The organism is Pseudomonas sp. NPDC089395, from assembly GCF_044749525.1.
GTDB lineage: Bacteria > Pseudomonadota > Gammaproteobacteria > Pseudomonadales > Pseudomonadaceae > Aquipseudomonas.
In genome coordinates this window covers 1-19,402 of record NZ_JBIVID010000019.1, presented here as the reverse complement: position 1 = coordinate 19,402, position 19,402 = coordinate 1, and the positions used below count along the sequence as shown (strand labels likewise).

The 19,402-nt window shown below is 65.5% G+C and carries 17 protein-coding genes and 1 pseudogene; 6 read left to right on the top strand and 12 right to left on the bottom strand.

Annotated features, from left to right (window positions below):
- Positions 1-25 precede the first annotated feature (25 nt).
- The 5 genes and pseudogenes from ACIPZG_RS25645 to ACIPZG_RS25625 form a co-directional block, all read right to left on the bottom strand.
- Positions 26-1,438 (bottom strand): DOPA decarboxylase, encoded by a 1,413-nt coding sequence (locus tag ACIPZG_RS25645; RefSeq protein ID WP_400718137.1) that lies wholly within the window; start codon positions 1,436-1,438, stop codon positions 26-28.
- A 203-nt stretch (positions 1,439-1,641) separates the two neighbouring features.
- The gene (locus ACIPZG_RS25640) at positions 1,642-2,586 is read right to left on the bottom strand and encodes a LysR family transcriptional regulator (RefSeq protein ID WP_400718135.1); all 945 of its coding nucleotides are present in this window, start codon (positions 2,584-2,586) and stop codon (positions 1,642-1,644) included.
- Positions 2,587-2,718: 132 nt separating this feature from the next.
- Positions 2,719-3,429 (bottom strand): YebC/PmpR family DNA-binding transcriptional regulator, encoded by a 711-nt coding sequence (locus ACIPZG_RS25635; RefSeq protein ID WP_400718133.1) that lies wholly within the window; start codon positions 3,427-3,429, stop codon positions 2,719-2,721.
- 94 nt (positions 3,430-3,523) lie between these two features.
- Positions 3,524-4,915, bottom strand: coding sequence for an FAD-dependent oxidoreductase (locus ACIPZG_RS25630; protein WP_400718130.1), 1,392 nt, complete (start codon positions 4,913-4,915; stop codon positions 3,524-3,526).
- Positions 4,916-4,929: 14 nt separating this feature from the next.
- Positions 4,930-6,245, bottom strand: a pseudogene (locus ACIPZG_RS25625) (MFS transporter).
- A 244-nt stretch (positions 6,246-6,489) separates the two neighbouring features.
- Between ACIPZG_RS25625 and ACIPZG_RS25620 the strand changes: the two are divergent.
- Together ACIPZG_RS25620 and ACIPZG_RS25615 are read left to right on the top strand one after the other, a co-directional pair.
- A complete protein-coding gene (locus ACIPZG_RS25620; RefSeq protein ID WP_400718128.1) occupies positions 6,490-7,359 on the top strand; it encodes a LysR substrate-binding domain-containing protein in 870 nt (289 codons plus the stop codon).
- A 95-nt stretch (positions 7,360-7,454) separates the two neighbouring features.
- Entirely contained in the window at positions 7,455-7,820 is a 366-nt protein-coding gene (locus ACIPZG_RS25615; RefSeq protein ID WP_400718126.1) for a DUF2784 domain-containing protein, read from the top strand.
- On the opposite strand, the gene tam is transcribed toward ACIPZG_RS25615, so the two are convergent.
- On the bottom strand, positions 7,817-8,593 hold the full coding sequence (gene tam / locus ACIPZG_RS25610) for a trans-aconitate 2-methyltransferase (RefSeq protein WP_400718124.1): 777 nt from the start codon (positions 8,591-8,593) through the stop codon (positions 7,817-7,819). The genes ACIPZG_RS25615 and tam overlap by 4 nt on opposite strands.
- Before the next feature lie 94 nt (positions 8,594-8,687).
- On the opposite strand from tam, the gene ACIPZG_RS25605 reads away from it, so the two are divergent.
- The gene (locus ACIPZG_RS25605) at positions 8,688-8,867 is read left to right on the top strand and encodes a hypothetical protein (protein ID WP_400718190.1); all 180 of its coding nucleotides are present in this window, start codon (positions 8,688-8,690) and stop codon (positions 8,865-8,867) included.
- A gap of 3 nt (positions 8,868-8,870) precedes the next feature.
- Here ACIPZG_RS25605 and ACIPZG_RS25600 read toward each other — a convergent pair whose 3' ends face one another.
- Positions 8,871-10,280, bottom strand: a complete 1,410-nt coding sequence (locus ACIPZG_RS25600) for an amino acid permease (RefSeq protein WP_400718121.1) — start codon at positions 10,278-10,280, stop codon at positions 8,871-8,873.
- Between the two features lie 326 nt (positions 10,281-10,606).
- Between ACIPZG_RS25600 and ACIPZG_RS25595 the strand changes: the two genes are divergently transcribed.
- On the top strand, positions 10,607-12,031 hold the full coding sequence (locus ACIPZG_RS25595) for a PLP-dependent aminotransferase family protein (protein WP_400718118.1): 1,425 nt from the start codon (positions 10,607-10,609) through the stop codon (positions 12,029-12,031).
- A gap of 97 nt (positions 12,032-12,128) precedes the next feature.
- Here the strand turns inward: ACIPZG_RS25595 and ACIPZG_RS25590 are convergent, their stop codons facing one another.
- The 3 genes from ACIPZG_RS25590 to ACIPZG_RS25580 are packed head-to-tail and all read right to left on the bottom strand — an operon-like array spanning position 12,129 to position 15,726.
- Positions 12,129-13,151, bottom strand: coding sequence for a histone deacetylase family protein (locus ACIPZG_RS25590; RefSeq protein ID WP_400718115.1), 1,023 nt, complete (start codon positions 13,149-13,151; stop codon positions 12,129-12,131).
- Complete coding sequence (locus ACIPZG_RS25585) at positions 13,151-14,392, bottom strand: Zn-dependent hydrolase (protein WP_400718113.1); 1,242 nt, start codon at positions 14,390-14,392, stop codon at positions 13,151-13,153. Before ACIPZG_RS25585 ends, ACIPZG_RS25590 begins: the two co-directional genes overlap by 1 nt.
- Before the next feature lie 29 nt (positions 14,393-14,421).
- Positions 14,422-15,726 carry an MFS transporter gene (locus ACIPZG_RS25580; protein ID WP_400718110.1) on the bottom strand — a complete coding sequence of 435 codons (1,305 nt, stop codon included), beginning with the start codon at positions 15,724-15,726 and terminating at the stop codon, positions 14,422-14,424.
- Positions 15,727-15,878: 152 nt separating this feature from the next.
- Between ACIPZG_RS25580 and ACIPZG_RS25575 the strand changes: the two genes are divergently transcribed.
- Positions 15,879-16,787: a LysR family transcriptional regulator gene (locus ACIPZG_RS25575; RefSeq protein ID WP_400718107.1), complete on the top strand. Its 909-nt coding sequence runs from the start codon at positions 15,879-15,881 to the stop codon at positions 16,785-16,787.
- Positions 16,788-16,916: 129 nt separating this feature from the next.
- The gene (locus ACIPZG_RS25570) at positions 16,917-17,459 is read left to right on the top strand and encodes a WYL domain-containing protein (RefSeq protein ID WP_400718104.1); all 543 of its coding nucleotides are present in this window, start codon (positions 16,917-16,919) and stop codon (positions 17,457-17,459) included.
- Positions 17,460-17,614: 155 nt separating this feature from the next.
- Here the strand turns inward: ACIPZG_RS25570 and ACIPZG_RS25565 are convergent, their stop codons facing one another.
- A complete protein-coding gene (locus ACIPZG_RS25565; RefSeq protein ID WP_400718101.1) occupies positions 17,615-18,349 on the bottom strand; it encodes a hypothetical protein in 735 nt (244 codons plus the stop codon).
- 79 nt (positions 18,350-18,428) lie between these two features.
- Positions 18,429-19,172, bottom strand: a complete 744-nt coding sequence (locus ACIPZG_RS25560; protein WP_400718098.1) for a sulfite exporter TauE/SafE family protein — start codon at positions 19,170-19,172, stop codon at positions 18,429-18,431.
- Positions 19,173-19,402 lie beyond the last annotated feature (230 nt).

The window sequence follows — 19,402 nt, the reverse complement described above, 5'->3', positions numbered from 1 at the left end:
GGGCCGCACAGCGGCCCCAGCAATTTCAGCCCTTGACCACATCCTGAAGCCGCACCCACAACTTCTCCACATGCTCACGCTCGGTTGGCAGCGCCCCCACCGAAACCCGCACCATCCACCGTCCATTCAAGGTCGCTGGTGTCACATAAGCCTCCCCGGAAGCATTGAGCCGCTCGGCCCAGCCCTTGGTATGCGCATCCAGCGCTTCCCCTTCCAGCCCCGCAGGCTTATGCACAATGCACAAGGTCTGCAACTGCACCGGCGCCAACAACGCCCACTCCCCAGCCGCCTCCACTTGCTCGGCCAGCCACCGCGCATTGTCCAGGTCACGCCGCAAACGCTGCTGCAACGCCTCGACACCCTCGCTGCGCAGCATGAACCACAGCTTCAGCGCGCGGAACCGGCGCCCCAGCGGAATCCCCCAATCGCGCAGGTTCTTCACCTCGCCATCGACCGCCGATTGCAGGTAGCTGGGGTTGGTGCTCATCACCCGGATCAGGTGCTGCGGGTCGCGCACGTAATAGATCGAGCAATCGAAGGCCACGCCCAGCCATTTGTGCGCGTTGACCACCACCGAGTCGGCCAGCTCGATGCCGTCCCACATCCAGCGGCACTCCGGCAGGATCATCGCCGAGCCGGCCATGGCCGAGTCGACGTGCAGCCACAGGCCCTTGGCCTGGGCGATTTCGCCGATCGCGCGCAACGGGTCCAGCGCGGTGGTGGTGGTGGTGCCGGTGGTGGCGACCACCGCACAGGGTAGATTGCCGGCCGCCAGGTCCTGCTCGATGGCCGCCTGCAGCGCCTCGGGGCGCATGGCGAACTGCTCGTCGGTGGCGATCAGGCGGATGTTGGCGCGACCGAAGCCCGCCAGCAGCGCGGCCTTGTCCACCGAGCTGTGGGCATGGGCGCTGACGTAGACGATCAGGGGCTTGGCTTCGGCCTGCAGGCCGCCGCGGACCAGGGCGTAGTCGGTGGCTCGCTCACGGGCGCAGATCAGCGCGACCAGGGTGCTGGTCGAGGCCGTGTCCTGGATCACGCCGCTCCACTTCGAGGACAGGCCGAGCAACTGGCGCAGCCAGTCGAGGGTGGTTTCCTCCAGTTCGCTCAGCGCCGGGCTCGATTGCCACGACAGGCCGAGCACGCCCAGGCCGGTGCTGAGGAAGTCGCCCAGTACCGATGAGAGGGTGCCGTTGGAGGGGAAGTAGCCGTAGAAGTCGGGGTGCTGCCAGTGCGACAGGCCGGGCATGACCAGTTGGTTGACATCGTCGAGGATCGCTGCGAACGGCTCGCCCTGTTGCGGGGCGGCGGTTGGCAGGGCGGCCTTGAGGTAGCCGGGTTCGACCTGGGCCATGACCGGGCGCTCGCCGACGGTCTGGCGGTAGTCGGCGATCAGGTCGATCAGTTGGTGGCCGTACTGGCGGAATTGTTCTGGGGTCACGGGGGGGCTCCTGAGGGATCTCTACTGGCTGCACTGGCCTCATCGCCGGCAAGCCGGCTCCCACAAAGATCTCCACAAGTCTTGAAATCTGTGGGGTACCTGTGGGAGCCGGCTTGCCGGCGATGAGGCCCGTGCAGCCAACACAATGCCCCCCAGTCTAGGCGCCCCTCCCCCAGCGAATAACCCCGCTTCGCGAATACCTGCTATGGCAAATCCGCATGCCCACCCTGCACACCGAACTGCGACTGGCGCCACAACTCGAACACCCGGTTGCGCAGCCAGCGATGTTCAGCCGACCCCTGCAAGCGCTGGTGCCACACCACCCAATAGCGTTGGGTGTGCTCGACAAACGCCAGCGGCCGCCACGCCAGGTCATGCAGCCGGCACAACTGGCGGGCGATGTGCTCGGGCACGGTGGCCAGCGCCTGGCTGTTGCCGATGACCTGCACGGCGGCCGAGAAGAACGGCACTTCCAGGCTGAGCCGCCGCTGCAAGCCCTGGGCGCGCAAGTGGCGGTCGATGAAACTGTCCTTGTCGCCGCCACCGGAGATGCGCACGTGCTTGAACGCCAGGTAATCCTCCTGGCTCAGCGCCTCGCTGGCCGTCAGCGGATGCTCGCGGCGCATCAGGCACACCGCGCGGTCTTCACCCAGCAGGCGACCGTGCAGGTTGGCGGGCGATTCGTCGAACAGCGTGGTGGCCAGGTCGATCTCGCCGCTGGCGAGCAAGCCGTACTGGCCGGCCTGCCAGGTGCGGTAGTCGATGGCCACGCCCGGGGCTTCCTGCTCCAGGGCCGTCATCAGCAGCGGCAGCATGTGCTCGGCCACGTAGTCCGACGCTGCCAGGCAGAAGCGCCGTTCGCAGCGGGCCGGGTCGAAGGTGGCAGGTTGGCGCAAAGCCTTGAGTTCTTCGAGCACCTGGCGCAAGGGCTCGACCAGGGCTTCGGCGTGCTCGCTGAGCACATAGCCGCGGCCTTGGCGCACCAGAAGCGGGTCGTCGAAGGCTTCGCGCAGGTGGGCCAGTTGGCGACTCAGGGCCGGTTGGCTGACGCCCAGGCGCTCGGCTGTGTGGCTGAGGTTCTTGAGCTGCAGGAGGCAGTCGAGGGTGCGCAGGTGGGCGAGGCTGAGGGAGGCGAAGATTGGGTTCATGCGGGGTAGGCTCAGGGGCGCTGGCGAGGGCTATGCCCTCGTTTCGCGACACAAGGCCGCTCCTACAGGATCACGCGAACCTCTGTAGGAGCGGCCTTGTGTCGCGAAAGGGCCGCAACGCGGCCCCGATGATCAGTCGGTCAGACCAACGTAAACGTTCTGCACATCATCGTTCTCGTCGATCGCCTCAAGGAACGCCTCAACCTCGGCCAATGCCTCTGCACTCAGGCTGGCAGCGCTCACCGGGTTCTTCGGGGTGTAGCCGATCTTCGCCGAAACCACGGTGAAGCCTTGCTCCGGCAACGCCTTCTGCACCGCGTCCAGGTCGGTGGTGTCGGTGATGAACAGGGTCGAGCCCTCTTCTTCACCTTCCTCGAAGTCCTGCGCACCGGCTTCGATGGCGGCCATTTCCGGGTCGGCACCGTCGTTCGGGGTGGCTTCGATCAGGCCGACATGGTTGAAGTCCCAGGCCACCGAACCGCTGGCGCCCAGCTGGCCCTTGCGGAACAGCACGCGGATCTGCGCGACGGTGCGGTTGACGTTGTCGGTCAGGCACTCGACGATCAGCGGCACCTGGTGCGGCGCGAAACCTTCATAGCTCACCGCCTGGTATTGCACGGCATCACCGTCCAGGCCAGCACCCTTGCGGATTGCCCGGTCCAGGGTCTCGCGGGTCATCGAGGCCTTCTTGGCCTGCACGATGGCCAGGCGCAGGCGCGGGTTCATGTCGGGATCGGCGCCCGATCTGGCAGCGATCTGGATTTCCTTGGCCAGCTTGCCCATGATCTTGCCCTTGGCATTGGCAGCTGTTTCTCTATGCTTGGCTTTCCACTGTGCGCCCATGTCGACTCTCTTGTTTCAGCGGCCGGTTCAGGAAGCGACCGGCCAAAAGTGGGTGCAGTTTATACGCCCTCGCGCAGCGGATCGACAAGTAATCTCACCCTTTATCGGCCTTGCCCGCCGCTGCGGCGAAGCGCGCCAGGCGCACATCCAGGTGCCGTGGCCGCACGCCGCGATCCTCGGCCCGCTCCTTGCGGCGGATGGCGTTGCGCACCAGCAGCGAGCCCAAGTAGCGGATCGGCTCCGGTGGGAACAGCCCCAGCGGCCCCTTGACCAGCGGCGAGCGGGTCCAGGGGTTGTCCAGCCCCAGCGCCAGCGACGAGAGGATCTGCCCGCCCATGTGGCACGGCCCTACCCCGCTGCCGGAGTAGCCAAAGCCGTAGAACACGTTGCCCTGCCCGTCCAGCTTGCCAAAGAACGGCAAGCCGGTCACCGAACGGTCCGACGGGCCGTTCCAGCTGGCCGCCAGCGGTACCTCGGCCAGGGCCGGGAAGAAATCGCCGAGGCTTTCGCGCAGCAGCGGCCGGTACGGCGAAGGCTGGTCGAACACCGGCAGCATGCGCCCGCCATAAGCGAAGGTGTTGCCGCCCTTGCCGAGCATCAGACGGCCATCGGACGTGTTGTGGTAGTAGTGCACGAAGATCCGCGAGTCGAGCACGCTGATGCCGCTGTCCAGGCCGATCTGGCTCAGCAGCTCCGGGCATGGCTCGGTAATCACCATGTCGCTGGAGACGATTGCCACGCTGCGCTCGAACTGCGGGAAGGCCCGCGCCATCCAGGCGTTCAGGCCAAGCACCACACGGTCGGCGCGCACCGTGCCTTGGGCCGTGCGCACCTGCACCGGGGCGCCGTGCTCCAGGCCAGTCATGGCCGTGCCTTCATGAATCCGCACCCCGCGCTGCAAGGCCACCCGGCGCAAGCCGCGTACCAGCCGGCCCGGCTGCACCGTGGCGGCGGCTGGCGAGAACCAGCCCTCCAGGTGCCGCGCCGAGCCGGCCAGGCGTTGCACTTCATCCAGCGGCAGGCGCTCGAACGAATTGATCCCCTTGCCCTCAAGCGCCGCGATCACCGCATCGGTGGCACCGACCTGGGCCGCGTTGGTGGCGGTATACAGGGTGCCGTCCAGGCGGTAGTCGCAGTCGATGCCATTGGCTGCGCAGAACGCCCCGATGGCACCGATGCTGCGCTCCGACTCGCGCACCAGGCGCACCGCCTCGGCCACCCCGAACAGGCGTTCGAGGGTGAAGTACTTGGCCGACCAGGACAGCGCGCAACCGCCGTTGCGGCCACTGGCACCGGCACCGCAGATGTCGGCCTCGATCAGCACCACGTCCAGCGCCGGGATCGCCTCCTTGAGCATCATCGCGGTCCACAGCCCGGTGTAGCCGCCGCCGACGATGCACACGTCGCAACGGGCATCGCCTTGCAGCGGCGGGCACACCGCGTCCTGCTCCGAATCCAGGGCCTGTTGCAGCCAGAAGGGTCTCATTCGCTCGCTTTCCTTTAAGTACGCAGTGGCTTGATCGCCATGCTGGTGTTGGGTGCCACGTCCTGGGCCTGGGGCGCGCTGGCCGGGCGGCTGTTCCAGTGCGGCAGCAGCACCAGGGCGGAGAACAGCGCGCAGCCGGCGAACACGATGAACACCGTGACGCTGTCGAAGTAGCCCGGCAGCAACCCGCCGAGCACCGCGCCCACCGAGCCGCAGCCGTTGACGAAGCCTGCCGCCGTGGCGCCGGCCTTGGCCGTGCCGAAATCGATCGCTGCCGCGCCGCTGATCATCGAGTCCGGCCCGTACAGGGTCAGGCCCATGAGGAACAGCAGGCCCACCACCAGGGCGATGCTGCCGCTGTGCATGGCCGCCATGAACGCCGCCAGGGTCACGGTCAGCAGGACCAGGCTGATCACGCAGGCCGGCATGCGCCGGGCGCCGAACAGCTTGTCCGAGGCCAGGCCGATCATGATCGGCCCCAGCAGCCCGGCCAGTTCGAAGGCCGTCGGGATGATCGCCGCGCCGACCTTGCCCACCGAGGGCATCTGCTCGAAGACGATGACCGGCCCCCACAGCAGGATCGCGTAGCGCGCCGGCTGAGCAGGAAGTACGCCAGGCCCAGGGTCATCACCGTGCGGTTGCGCAGGATCTCGCGCAAGGGCGCCCAGACGCTGCACAGGTTACCGGCCGGCGCCATGCTCTGCGGCTCGGGCTCCACCGCCGGCAGGCCGACATCCTCAGGTTTGTTGCGCTGCAGGAAGAAGAACAGCACCGCCACCGCCGCCACCACCGCGGCGCTGGAGAAGAATGCGGCGTGCCAGGTGCCGACCAGGGTGTAGGCCCACCAGCCGGCGAACGGCGAGGCCACCAGGCCACCAAAGGCGTAGCACGAACTCCACAGCCCCAGCACCCGGCCGCGCTGGGAGGCCGGGAAGAAGCTGCCGATGTTCTTGCACAGGCCTGCCCAGCCAGTTGACTGGGCCAGGCCCTGGATCAGCATGCAGGTGGCGAAGATCGGGAAGGTCGCATAGCTGCCCATCACCACGGCTGCCGCGGCCGAGATCAGCAGGCCGCCGAGCACCACCACGCGCGGGCCGAAACGGTCGGCGAGCATGCCCCAGGTGAACTGGCCCACGGCGTAGGCGGCCAGGTAGATGCCGTCGAGGTTGGCCATGGCGGCCTTGTCGAGCATGAAGGTGGGGTCTTCGCCGATGCCGAGCTTGGCCACCGAGAAGGCTTTGCGGGTGAAGTAGAAGGCGGCGTAAGCCAGCCAGGTGATGGCGAAAATCTGGATGCGCCAGCGTTTCAACGCGGCTAGGGATTGATTCATGGTGAGTCTGACCTCTTGCTCAAGTGTGCCGGCAGAATGTGAAAAAACGCCTGTCTTGTTGTTGTGTTGCGCACTGCATGACGGGGCTCGTCATTGGTCAGATGGCGCCGGTGTGCGCGCCATGGCCCGGCAACCGCTTGTGGCGGGAGCATTGGGCTGAGGGCTATGGAAACAGCTGGTGACTGATAAATAAAATCGATTTATCGTATTTCACACATAAGCCCAGCTTGTTACTGGAGTCGTCATGTCGGTGTCTCACGCTCAACTGAAGGCCTTTCACGCGGTGGCCGTGCACGGCAGCTTTACCCGCGCCGCGCAAAAACTGTTTCTGACCCAGCCGGCGGTGTCCGACCAGGTGCGAAAACTCGAGGAACGTTTCGGCGTGCTGCTGTTTCACCGCAACAAACGTTCGGTGCAGTTGACCGACCTGGGTGAGCGTCTGCTGGGGGTCAGCCAGCGCCTGTTCGCCTGCGAGGCCGAAGCCCATGAGCTGTTGCAGGACTCCCGTGCCCTGCACACCGGCAGCCTGGTGCTGGCGGTGGATGCCCCGGTGCACGTGCTGCCGCAGATCGCGCGCTTCTGCCAGCGCTACCCGGGGATCCAGGTCAAGATTGAAACCGGCAACACCGACGAGTCGCTCGCCCGGCTGTTCAGCTACCAGGCCGACCTGGCCCTGCTGGGGCGTGATGTCGACGATGAGCGTTTGTTCTGTGTGCCCTTGCGCCGCGACCCGATGGTGGCGTTCGTTTCCCACCACCATCCCTGGGCCAGCCGCGGCTCGATCAGCCTGGCGGACCTGGACGACACGCCGTTGGTACTGCGTGAGCCTGGGTCGGTGACCCGGCAGACCCTGGAAGAAGAGATGCAGCGCGCCGGCCTGCGGATTCGCCCGGCGATTCAGGTCGAAGGCCGGGAAGCGGCGCGTGAGGCGGTGGTGGTAGGGATTGGCGTGGGGGTGGTGTCGGCGGCGGAGTTCGGGGCCGATGCGCGAGTGTGTGCGTTGCCGATCGTGGATTGCCAGCGGCACCTGACCGAGACATTGGTGTGCCTGAGTGAGCAGCGCACACGGCGGGTGGTGGCGACCTTTCTGCAGATGGTCGAGGAAGGGTTGTAGTGGCCGCGCTGGCCCTATCGCCGGCAAGCCGGCGATGAGGCCGGTACTGCCAACACAACTATGCTGGCAGTACCTCAACTTTAGGCACACTCGCCATGCTCTTTCGCCTAGCCGCCGACACCCTGGTCCTGCTGCACCTGGCCTTCATCCTGCTGGTGCTGTTCGGCGGCCTGCTGGTACTCAGATGGCCGCGCGCCCTGCTCCTGCACCTGCCCGCCCTGGCCTGGGGCCTGGCGGTCGAAGGCCTGCACCTGCCCTGCCCGCTGACCGACTGGGAAAACCACATGCGCTTCGCTGCCGGCGATGCGGGCTACCCAGGTGGTTTCGTCGAGCACTACATCTGGCCTCTGATCTACCCCGCCGGGCTGACGCCGCAGCGGCAGTGGCTACTGGGCGCCATCGTGCTGCTGCTCAACCTCGGCATCTACGGGTACGTGATCTGGCGCAGGCGCCAGCGCTAGCGGGTAGCAATCACAAACAGCCGCGGAAACGGCAACAACACCGTGCCGTCGCTGGCTGGCGGGTATTCCCGCTGCATGGCCTGCAGGTACATCTGCAGGAAGTCCGCCTGCTCGTTCTCGTCCAACTGCGTCAGGTAGGGACGCAGAGCTGACCCCTTGAACCACTCCACCACCGCCTCGGCACCGCCCGCCAGTGGGTGGTGATAGGTCGTGCGCCACACATCCACCCGTGCGCACAGGGGGCTGAGCAGGTCGTAGTAAAACGCTGCCTTGTGCCGGGGCGGCAGGCTGAAGTCGGCGAACTTGTCGGCCCAGGGGCCGCGGCTGGCGATCTCGCGCAACTGGCGGTGCGCCGGTTCGTCGAGGTTGTCCGGGGTCTGCACCGCCAGGCTGCCGCCTTCGCTCAACTGGCGCACCAGGTGCGGGTAGAGCGCGCCGTGGTCGGGCACCCACTGCAGCGAGGCGTTGGCGAGGATCAGGTCCTGGGGCTCGGGGGCGGTCCATTGGCCGATGTCGGCGACTTCGCAGCGCACCCGCGGGATGTGCAGGCGCTTGCGTTCACGGGCCTTGTCGATCATGTCCTTGTCGCTGTCCAGCGCGGTTACCTGGGCATCCGGGCAGCGTTGCAGCAGCACTTCGGTGGAGTTGCCAGGGCCGCAGCCCAGGTCGGTGGCATGGCGCACCGGGCGGGGCGGCACGGCGGCGAGCAGGTCGCGCACGGCGCGGGTGCGTTCGTTTTCGAAGAGGGAATACTGGGTGGCGGACCAGGCCATTTGGAGCTCCTTTTGGCGGGCAGTGTGCTCAGCATAAGCCATCTGCCGGCGATAGGGCCGGAACTGCCAGTCTATGCGTCGAGTCAGTCTCAATATGCGCATGCCCATGAAAACCTTCCTGGCCCTCGCCATCCTGGCCCTGATCGCCGCCGCTGCCCTGCTCGGTTCCCCCTGGATGAACCAGCGCTTCCACATGCCCGACGAGAAACCCCACGCCCAACAACGCGAAACGGCCGGGTCCCCAAGGGAGCCGGCCGTTTCGAACCACCACTAGCGCTTAGTGTTGCTTGGCGCTGCGGATCTGGTGCACCACACCCATGGCCACCACGACAGCCGCGGCAATACCGGTGGAGATCACCAGGATCTGATAGTCAGGCATGAATGCCATGGTGACCAGCGCGGCGACGATGAAAGCAATCACCAGGTAGGTCAGCCAAGGGAACAGCCACATCTTCAGGCGCACTTCCTTGCCTTCGGCGATCAGCTTGCGGCGCATGCGCAGCTGCGAGAAGGCAATCACCAGGTACACCAGCAGGGCGATCATGCCGGTGGTGTTCATCAGGGTGTCCAGCACGTCTTTCGGGCGCAGGGTCTCGCTGAAGTTGATCAGCGCGCAGACCACGGCCACGGCGCAGGAGCCGATGATCGCGAACACCGGAACGCCAGTGCCGGCGCGGGTGATCTTGAAGAACGACGGTGCGTCGCCACGCTGGGCCAGGGAGAACAGCATGCGCGAAGCGGTGTAGTGGCCCGAGATCAGGCAGCTGCTCACCGAGGTCAGCACCACGAAGTTCATCAGCAGCTCAGCATAAGGCACGCCCAGCAGTTCCAGGGTACGGCGGTAGGCGCCATAGCCGGAGACGCCCAGTTGCGGGTCGTTCCACGGTACCAGGCAGACGATCAGGAAGATCGAGCCGACGTAGAACAGGCACACACGCCATACCACCGAGTTGGTGGCCTTGACGATCTGGGAAGCCGGGTCCTTGGCTTCGGAGGCGGCGATGGTGACGATTTCGGCGCCGAGGAAGGCGAACATCACCCCGAGCAGCGCACCGATCACCGTGGTGATGCCGTTGGGCATGAAGCCTTCGGCGGTCAGGTGGGTCATGCCACGCACTTCACCGAACTGCCAGACGTTCATGACCGCAGCGGTACACACGATCAGGAAGCAGACGATCGCAATCACCTTGATCAGCGCGAACCAGAATTCGAACTCACCGTAGTGCTTGACGTTGAAGAAGTTGACAGTGATCAGCAGCAGGGTCGTGGCCAGCACGAACACGTTGACGCTCACATCAGGGAAGAAGCCATGCAGGATCTTGCCCGCCACATAGGCTTCCCAGGCCATGAGGATGACCCAGTACCACCAGTACAGCCAGCCGATGGTGAAACCGGCCCAACGGCCGATAGCGCGGTCAGCGTAGGTGGAGAACGAGCCGGTGTCAGGCGAGGAAGTCGCCATTTCACCCAGCATGCGCATGATCAGTACCACCAGGATGCCGCCGGCCAGGTAGGCCAGGACAGCAGCCGGGCCGGCGCTGTGGATCACGCTGCCGGAGCCGACGAACAAGGCGCCGCCAATAACCCCGGCGATCGACATCATCGTCAGGTGGCGCGACTTGAGCGAGGCACTGAGTTTGCTCTCGTGCCCGCTTTTCGCGGTGGTGGTTGTGGATGTTGCGTCCATCAGTTGTGTACCCCGTGCTTCTTTTTATCCAAGGAAAACTGCGAGACCGCGAGGGTCTATGGCCTCACCTGTACATCAGTGCTAATGCGGGCAGGAAGTGTGTGGCAACACACGCAGACCTTCCATGGCGGCCTGCTGACGCGCCCCAGGGTTTGCCCCTCGGGCGAACTGAACATGCTTTATGTGGCGATATCTGACACCTAATGTAAAAATGTATGACTCAGAGAGCCATGCACAGCGACATGAAAGTCGCACTGCACTGTACAGGCCACCGATGCAATACACCCTGCAGACACCAGGCGCTACGCACCCTTCAAGGCACCCGAATGTTTGAATTACACCCAGACTCCTCGACCCCGCTGGTCAACCAGATCATCGACGGGCTGCGCGAGATGATCGACAACCAGACGCTCAAGCCGGGCGCCAAGGTGCCGTCGATCCGCGCCTTTGCCGCCAGCCACTCGGTGAGTACCTTCACCGTGGTCGAGGCCTACGACCGTCTGGTGGCCCAGGGGCTTCTGGTGAGCAGGGGCAATGCCGGGTTCTTCGTCAACCGCGCGGCGGCCGAGCTGCTGGACAACCACAACGCCGAAGCCGACGCCACTCGACCATTGTTCAACTCCGAGTGGTACCTGCAGCAGATCTTCGAAACCCGCCAGCTGCCCTTCAAGCCTGGCTGTGGCTGGCTGCCCAACGACTGGATGTACGAAGAGGGCCTGCGCCGCGGCCTGCGCCAGGTTGCCGGCAGCCCGCTGGAGCTGTCGGGCTACGGCGACCCGATGGGTCTGTTGGAGTTGCGCGCGCTGACCGCGCAGAACCTGCAGCAGGAGTTGTCGATCGTCGCCAACCCGGCGCAGCTGATGCTCACCCACGGCGCCAGCCAGGCCCTGGACCTGGCCGTGCGCACCCTGGTGCGCCCCGGTGACGTGGTGCTGGTGGACGACCCTGGCTACCCCAACCTGATGAGCGTGCTGCGCACTCAGGGTGCCACGCTGGTGGGGGTGCCGCGCACCCCCAACGGCTACGACCTCAACTACCTGGAGCAGTTGCTGGCGCACCACCGCCCCACAGCGTTCTTCACCCAGCCACACCTGCACAGCCCGACCTGCTCGCGCACCCCGCTGCCGCAACTGCATCGGCTGCTGCAACTGGCCAGCCAGCACGGCTTCCGCCTGGTGGAGAACAATCTCTACGCCGACATGATCGCCGAGCCGCAACCGTGCCTGGCCAGCCTCGACCACCTGCAGCAGGTGGTGTACGTGGGCAGCTACTCGAAAAGCATCTCGCCCAACGTGCGGGTCGGCTACCTGCTGGCCAACCCGGAGCTTTCGCAGAAACTCTTGCACATGAAGATGCGCTCGGGCCTGACGACCTCGCAGGTGATGGAGCGCGTGGTCTACGCCGCGATCATCGATGGCCGCTGGCGCAAGCACCTCAAGCGCCTGCGCCAGCGCCTGGCCGAGGCGCACCAGGACGTGGGCCGGCACTTGCACCGGCTGGGGTTCGAGCTGTTCACCGAGTCGGACGAGGGGATGTACATCTGGACCCGGCATCCGGCGATCCCGGACAGCGCGGCGCTGCTCGATGATGCGCTGGAGAAAGGCATCATGCTCGGGCCTGGGCAGTTGTTCATGGTCGATGCCGAGCCGACGGGGTGGATGCGGTTCAATGTGGCGTTCAGTACGGATCCAGCGATGTGGGAGTTGTTGGAGAAGGTGTTGGTGAAGCATGTGCGGCGCAGTGGGCTCTAGGCGCTTGTCGCGGGATTTTCAGCGTTTGTGAGATCGAGCGCCGCGCGGGCGGCGCTCGATCTCATGGCCGCCAAAATTCATGTGGCGAGCCCCTCACCTACCGCCAATCCTGCTTCTGGGCAAAAAACGCCTGCGCGTTCGCCTCCAGACTCTCCAGATGATACCCCCCCTCCTGCACGATCACACACGGCATGCGCAACGCCCGAATCCGCTCACCCAACACCGCAAACCCTTCGGTCGTCACCGCCACCTTGCTCTGCGGGTCCAGCTCGTAGATATCGAACCCCAGCGACAGCACCAGCACCTCGGCGCCAAAGTCCTTCACTGCATCCAGCGCAACTTCAAGCTGCCCCATGAAATCCGCCTCGCTGGCCCCATGGGCCATCGGCAGGTTGAGGTTGTACCCCTCCCCCGCACCGCTGCCACGTTCATCCTCAAACCCGGCCACACCCGGATAGAAATTGGTCGGATCACCATGGGTAGACACATACAGCACATCATTGCGTTCGTAGAAGATCTCCTGAATCCCCTGCCCATGATGCATGTCGGTATCGAGGATCGCCACGCGGCTGTAGCGGCTGCGCAAGGCCTGGGCAGCGACAGCGGCATTGTTCACGTAGCAGAACCCACCGGCCGCATCGAACCGCGCATGGTGCCCCGGCGGGCGGCACAACGCATAGGCTGCGGGCTCACCATCGAGAATCGCCTTGGCCGCGGCCACCGCGCTCTGCGCCGACCAGTAGGCCGAGCGCCAGGTGTGCTCGCCCACCGGGCAGCTGCCATCGGCCAGGTAACGCGCGGCCTGGGCGAGAATGCCACGCAGGGCGTTGGGCTCACGCACGAAGATGTTCGACATCACTTCATCGCCCCAGTCCTCGGGCACTTCCTTCCAACGTGCGTGCGCCTCTTCGAGGAAGGCCAGGTACGCTTCGCCGTGTACGGCCTTGAGCGGGGCAAGGCCGGCGTCGTCGGGCTGGCGAATGTCGAAGCCAAGGTCATTGGCGGCCTGCAACAGGCGCTGGGCGCGCTCGGGGACTTCCTGCGGGGTGCGCATGGCGCCGCGCGAGTAGTAGCTGCGAGGATGGTGCAACAGCTGTTCGGGGTGGAAGTAGCAACGCATCAGGCTTCTCCTTGTTCTGTATGGCCAGCGCGGGCCAGCACGGCATTGAGCAATACGTCGACACCCTGACGGGCGTCCTCGGGCAGCACGTCTTCGGCCTCGTTGTGGCTCAGGCCACCGACGCAGGGGATGAACACCATGGCCGTCGGGCAGTAGCGTGCCAGCAGGATAGCGTCATGGCCGGCGCCGCTGACGATCGCCTGCTGGGCATAGCCCAGGCCGTCCACCGCCTGCTGCACGGCCGCCACGCACTCGGCATCGAAGGGCGTCGCCGGGCTGCCCCAGTGGCGTTCGATGCGCACCTGCAGGCCGCGCTGCGCGGCGATGGCCTGCAGCTGCTGGCCAAGGTCGCGCGCCATGGCCTCGATCGCCTCGTCACGGTGGTGGCGCAAGTCGACCGTGAAACGCAGTACACCGGGGATGGTGTTGCGCGAAGACTTGGCGATCGACAACTCGCCCACGGTGGTCAAGCCTTGCGGCGCGAAATCGGCGGCCAGTTGCTCGACCGCCTGGATCATCCGCGCGGCGCCATACAAAGCATCCTTGCGCAGCGGCATCGGCGTGGTGCCGGCGTGGGCGGCCATGCCTTCGACGGTCACGTCCAGCCAGCGGATGGCCTGACCGCCCGTGACCACCCCAATAGCCTTGGCGTTGTCTTCGAGAATCGGGCCTTGCTCGATGTGCGCCTCGAAGTAGGCATCGACCTTGCCGCCCAGTGGACGCTGGCCGGCGTAGCCGGTGCGCTGCAGTTCATCGGCCACGCTGATGCCGTCGGCATCGCGGATGGCCAGGGCCTGCTCCAGCGCGAGGGTGCCGGTGAACACCGCCGAGCCGAACATGGCCGGGGTGAAACGCGCGCCCTCCTCGTTGGTCCACACCGCGATTTCCAGCGGTTTGCGGGTCTGGATGTTCAAGTCGTTCAGGCGACGTACCACTTCCAGGCCCGCCAGCACACCGTAGACACCATCGAAACGGCCGCCCTCGGGCTGGGTGTCGAGGTGGCTGCCCATCATCACCGGGGCTGCATCGGCGTCGGTGCCGGGGCGGCGGGCGAACAGGTTGCCGATGGCATCCACCGAAAGGCTCAGGCCCGCCTCGCGGCACCAGTGGCTGAACAGTTCGCGGCCAGCCTTGTCCTCGTCGCTCAGGGCCAGGCGACAGCTGCCGCCGCGGGCGGTGGCGCCGACTTCGGCCATGGCCATCAGGCTCGCCCACAGGCGTTCGCCATTGCTTTTCAACATGGGGGTAACTCCTCGCTAAAACGGATGATTCAGGCCAGTTCCAGGCGCTGGCTGCGGGCGTACTGGCGCGCCAGGGCCAGTACGCAGACCAGGGAAATGCTGGCGATCAGGGTGTAGAACAGCGCCATCGGCCACCATTGCCCGGTGAAGCTGTGGGCCAGCCAGGTGCCGATCAGCGGGGTCAGGCCACCGGCGATGGCGCCGCAGACCTGGTAGGCCATGGAAATCGCGGTATAGCGCACGCGGGTCTCGAACATGCCGCTGACGTAGCCGGCGATCACGGCGTAGAACGAGGCCATGCAGGCGGCCGCCAGGGCAATGCCGAGCACGATCAGCGGGCCTTCGCCGGAGCTGACCAGCACGAACATCGGGTATGGGGACGCCATCGCCAACAGCGCGACCAGGGCCAGGAAGCGGGTGGCGCCGAGCTTTTCCGACAGCCAGGCGGCCAGCGGCTGGACACAGAACTGGATGATCGCCACGAAGAACAGGCATTCGAGGATCAGCGAACGCTCTAGGTGCAACTGCTGGGTGGTGTAGCTGATCATGAAGGTGTTGGTGAAATACACCCCGGCGATGCCCAGGGTATTGGCGCCGATGCACAGCAGCAGTGGCCGCCAGGCCGTGCGCAGCACCTCCAGCACCGGCGCCTGCTCCTTGCGCTTGGCCTTTTCCGCCTGCTCGCGGCTCGCCAGGAACTCGGGCGATTCATTGACCCCCAGGCGGATCGCCAGGCCCACCAGCAGCAACAGTGCGCTGGCCAGGAACGGCACGCGCCAGCCCCAGCTCATCAGGTCTTCCTCGGGCAGGCGGGTGACGGCGCCAAAGGCCAACAGCGAGAGAATCAGCCCTGCCGGGCTGCCCAACTGGGCGAACGAGGCAAAGAAGTTGCGTCGGCCCTTGGGCGCATGCTCACCGGCCATCAACACCGCCCCGCCCCACTCGCCGCCCACGGCAATGCCCTGGACCACGCGCAGGATGATCAGCATCACCGGCGCGGCAGCGCCAATCTGCGCGTAGGTCGGCAGCAGGCCGATGCACACGGTGACGATGCCCATCATCAGCAAAGTGATGACCAGCGACTTCTTGCGGCCGATGCGGTCGCCCACATGCCCGAACACGATGCCCCCCAGCGGCCGGGCGAAGAAGCCCACGGCGAAGGTGCCGAAGGCGGCCATGGTGCTGAACAGGCTGTCGTCGGAGGGGAAGAACAAGGCGCCGAACACCAGGGCGGCGGCGGTGGCGTAGATGTAGAAGTCGTACCACTCGATCATGGTACCGATGAACGCGGCGGCGGCGGCACGGCGCGGCTGGGGCGAAGCGATGGGCTTCATGGGGGCTCCTTTGCTTGTTTTTTTGGCAGGAGTTACGGGTCACGGTGGCGCTCTGGCGGCGCGCTGGCTGAGATTTATCGTTCCGGGGCTATGATTAGTCAATTTTCTATTTATTATTCCAACTATTAACCCTGCTTATCATCGAGCTGATCATGTCCGACCGCCTGCTCAACGACCGCCTCGACTGGAACCTGCTGCGCACTTTCAGGGTGATCGGCCAGGAGCTGTCCATCAGCCGCGCCGCCGCCCGCCTGCACCTGACCCAGCCAGCGGTGAGCCAGGCGCTCAAACGCCTGGAAGACCAGCTCGGCCGCCAGCTGATTGCCCGGCGCGGGCCACGCTTCGTGCTCACCGACATGGGCGAGCAACTGTTCCAGCTGGCCGGCGAGGTGTACGGCCAGATGTCGCAGATCGGCGGCCTGCTGGAGCAACCGGCGGATGAGCTGGTGGGCAAGGTGCGCCTGCTGATGATCAGCCGCATCGTCAGCGAGCGTTTCGACGATTTTCTCGCCGACTTCCACCGCCAGCACCCGCGGGTGGATGTGGAGATAGACGTGATGCGCAGCTCCGACATCGTCGCGGCGCTGCAGGAAAAGACCGCCACGGCGGGCCTGAGCCTCAACCGCCGACCGCAGCCCCGGCTTGAGCAACGCCTGTTCCTGCGCCAGCGCTATGCCTTTTTCTGCGGTAAGCACCATGCCCTCTTCGGCCAGGCGCAGGGCGACCTGCAGCGGGAAAACTTCGTCAGTTTCACCAGCGACCAGATCGGCGGCATGCTCTCGCCGCTGACCATTTTTCGTGACCAGCAGGGGTTTTCCGGGCGGATCGTGGCCTCTTCGCCGAGCCTTGAGGAAGTGCGCCGGCTGGTGATCGCCGGTTTTGGCATCGGTTGCCTGCCGGAGCATGTGGTGGCGGCAGATGTAGCGGCGGGTTTGCTGTGGAAGCTGCCGCCGCAGGAAGGGATCGCGGACGTGGACATTCACTTGCTGTGGAACCGGGAGCAGCGCTTGAGCCGGGCTGAAGAGGTGTTCATCGATGCGTTGCAAGCCAGCCTCGACTGAGGGCGACGCTGACGAAGCGCCGGTTTGGCTAAAACTTGGATCCCATTCGTTGAGCGGGTATGCTAAGCGCAATAGCTAAACGCCATTACTCCGGGCGCTCCTTGCGCCTGGCGCTCAAGGAAGAGACTCGTGCCTAGCCACCCTACCCGCCATACCATCGCCCGCCAATGGCAGTTGCTCAAACTGCTCCCCGACCGGCACCCAGGCAAGAGCGCTGCACAGCTGCAAGCCGCGCTGGCCAAGCTTGGCCACAAGACCAGCAAACGCACGGTCGAGCGCGACCTCAATGAACTGGCCACGCTGTTTGCGGTGCACTGCAACAGCAAGGGGATGCCCTATGGCTGGTATTGGCAGCCGGGCCTGGACCCAAGCCAGCTGGAGCAGCTGCAGCCGGATGTGCTCTCACCCACGGCGCAGATCGAACTGCGCGCCTGGGTGGACGACGGCCTGGCCCGGCGACTCGAAGATCAGCCGCTGTCCGAGGACATGCGCCTGGCGCCGCAGGAAACCGGGGGCGCGAAACTCGATGCCACCGTGCATGACAGCCGGGCGCTGATGGGCTGGCTGCTGTCGCAGGCGGGTTCCATTTGTGTGCAGGGGCCGGAGGCGTTGCGCAAGGCCATGGTCGAGCAACTGCGCCAGAGCCTGGCCTTGCACGACGGGGGTAGCTGACAGGTCGGAATGCTGAAGCTGACGCGGTCCTTGTGGGAGCGGGCTTGTCCCGCGAAAGGACCGGCCCAGGCAATAGTGGTGTATGGCCAGGGCTTCGCCCTGGTTCGCGGGACAAGCCCGCTCCCACAGAAATCACGCTGGATTCTGGTAGCGGCTCAGGACGGCAAGCTCGGCATGCGCCGCCGCGCCAGACAGGCATAGCCCAGGCCCAGCACAGCCAGCACCAGCACGCCAAGCACCGCCACCAGTTCCCCGCTGTAGCGCGCCACCAGCGCCGGGAAGCCGGCAAATTCGCGGTAAACCTGCACATCCGCCACCCCGTCGGCGTGGTTGATGCTGATACCGCCCTGGCGGATCTGCGAATAGTCGGCATCGAAATAGACCCAGACCTTGCACACCCCGCTAGGGTCGATGCTGGCGATCTCCACCAGGGGCGTCGAGGCCTCGTACAGTGTGTCGTTGCCGGTCGCGTCGCGTACCTGCACCAGGCCTTTGGCCGGCAGGTGGATCCTGACCTCGCGTACGGCCTTGTCGCCGGTGTTGCGCAGGTCGATGAGCAAGCCCGTGCGATGGTCCACCAGTCCCGCCTCGAACGGCTTGGCGAACAACTGGGCGTAAGGCGCCTGGGCCAGTTCCACCAGCCTGTCGACCTGATCCTGGCTCAAGACCCCTTGGCCGATGCGGCTGATGCGTGGCTGCAGCTGTTCGTACTTGAGCTGATCGTTGGCCCTGCTGATGCGCTCGCTGAATTGGCTCGGGTAGGTCAGGTAGGCGTAAGTCAGGGACGCATCCAGCCGAGCGGAATCCTTGAACACCAGATAGACCAGCAGCATGGCGACCAGGCCCAGCAGCGTGGCCACAAGGCGTTTCCCGACGTTGTCCCGACTCAACGGTGCGATTCCTTCTGTAGCGCCTGGTAAGTGTGCAGCGGTCCAAAGGTTGCCAAGTTCAACGCCCCTAGGCAAGCGTTCAGCGTCCCAGCAACGGGGGCAACGAGGCCATCAGCATGGCCACACCCGACAAGGTCAGCAGCCCCAGCACCACCCGGCGAAACGCCTGCTCGCTGATCCCCAGGTACACCCGCGTGCCAAGCAGCGCCGGCAAGGCCATGGCCAGCAGCACGACGCCGAACGAGGGCAGCATGTCGCGGGTGACCACACCGGTGCCCAGGTAGGTGAGCAGGGTCACCAGCAGCATCGACAGGTTGAAGTTCTGGATCACCGCGCGCTGGGTATCACGCTCGAAGCCACGCAAGGTACACCAGAGTGTAGGCACTGTCCCGGTAAAACCACCGATGCCGCCCAGGGCACCGCCCAACATACCCACCGCACCATCGGCCAGGCGGTTGCCCGGCAGCCGTGGCAGGCGCGGTGCCAGCAGCATCAGCGGGCACCACAGCACCAGCAAGGTGCCGAACACGGCCTTGAACCAGAGCATGTTCAGGTAGGGCAACACCCACACCCCCAGCGGGATCCCAGCCAGGCCGCCGAGCACGAAGGGCCACAGCAGTGGCCAGCTGAAGCCGCGGCGCACGCTGAACACGGCGATCAGCTGGCCGGCGAGGCTGCCGAACACGGTCAGCGAGGCCGCCAGCCGTGGCTCCAGGCCCCAGGCCCAGAACGACATGGCGACCATGCCAAAGGCAAACCCGGAAAGGCCCTGGACGAATCCGGCGACAATGGCGCCAACGGCGATGAGGTAGAGCGAGTCCATAGGTGCTTGTCAGCTTGGCTTGATCGGCGTCATACCATGCCAGAGCTGGGGGCAGATGTCTGCTGAAGCAGGCCCTGCCTTGCCGCTGTCCTGTGGGAGCAACTGTCTTGCTCAAGTTCCAACAACTGTCGCCCCTGAGCTGCACCCCAAAAGTTGGACGCTGAGTGTGTAAGGCTACGCGGCCTGGGCTCTGTAAGCCACAGGGCTCAGGCCGCCGAGTTTCATCTTGA

Bases quoted from the DNA above. Each gene is read 5' to 3' on its own strand.
- ACIPZG_RS25640 (WP_400718135.1), bottom strand. From the start codon at position 2,586: ATGAACCCAATCTTCGCCTCCCTCAGCCTCGCCCACCTGCGCACCCTC.
- ACIPZG_RS25635 (WP_400718133.1), bottom strand. From the start codon at position 3,429: ATGGGCGCACAGTGGAAAGCCAAGCATAGAGAAACAGCTGCCAATGCC.
- ACIPZG_RS25630 (WP_400718130.1), bottom strand. From the start codon at position 4,915: ATGAGACCCTTCTGGCTGCAACAGGCCCTGGATTCGGAGCAGGACGCG.
- ACIPZG_RS25620 (WP_400718128.1), top strand. From the start codon at position 6,490: ATGTCGGTGTCTCACGCTCAACTGAAGGCCTTTCACGCGGTGGCCGTG.
- ACIPZG_RS25615 (WP_400718126.1), top strand. From the start codon at position 7,455: ATGCTCTTTCGCCTAGCCGCCGACACCCTGGTCCTGCTGCACCTGGCC.
- tam (WP_400718124.1), bottom strand. From the start codon at position 8,593: ATGGCCTGGTCCGCCACCCAGTATTCCCTCTTCGAAAACGAACGCACC.
- ACIPZG_RS25605 (WP_400718190.1), top strand. From the start codon at position 8,688: ATGCGCATGCCCATGAAAACCTTCCTGGCCCTCGCCATCCTGGCCCTG.
- ACIPZG_RS25600 (WP_400718121.1), bottom strand. From the start codon at position 10,280: ATGGACGCAACATCCACAACCACCACCGCGAAAAGCGGGCACGAGAGC.
- ACIPZG_RS25595 (WP_400718118.1), top strand. From the start codon at position 10,607: ATGTTTGAATTACACCCAGACTCCTCGACCCCGCTGGTCAACCAGATC.
- ACIPZG_RS25590 (WP_400718115.1), bottom strand. From the start codon at position 13,151: ATGCGTTGCTACTTCCACCCCGAACAGCTGTTGCACCATCCTCGCAGC.
- ACIPZG_RS25585 (WP_400718113.1), bottom strand. From the start codon at position 14,392: ATGTTGAAAAGCAATGGCGAACGCCTGTGGGCGAGCCTGATGGCCATG.
- ACIPZG_RS25580 (WP_400718110.1), bottom strand. From the start codon at position 15,726: ATGAAGCCCATCGCTTCGCCCCAGCCGCGCCGTGCCGCCGCCGCCGCG.
- ACIPZG_RS25575 (WP_400718107.1), top strand. From the start codon at position 15,879: ATGTCCGACCGCCTGCTCAACGACCGCCTCGACTGGAACCTGCTGCGC.
- ACIPZG_RS25560 (WP_400718098.1), bottom strand. From the start codon at position 19,172: ATGGACTCGCTCTACCTCATCGCCGTTGGCGCCATTGTCGCCGGATTC.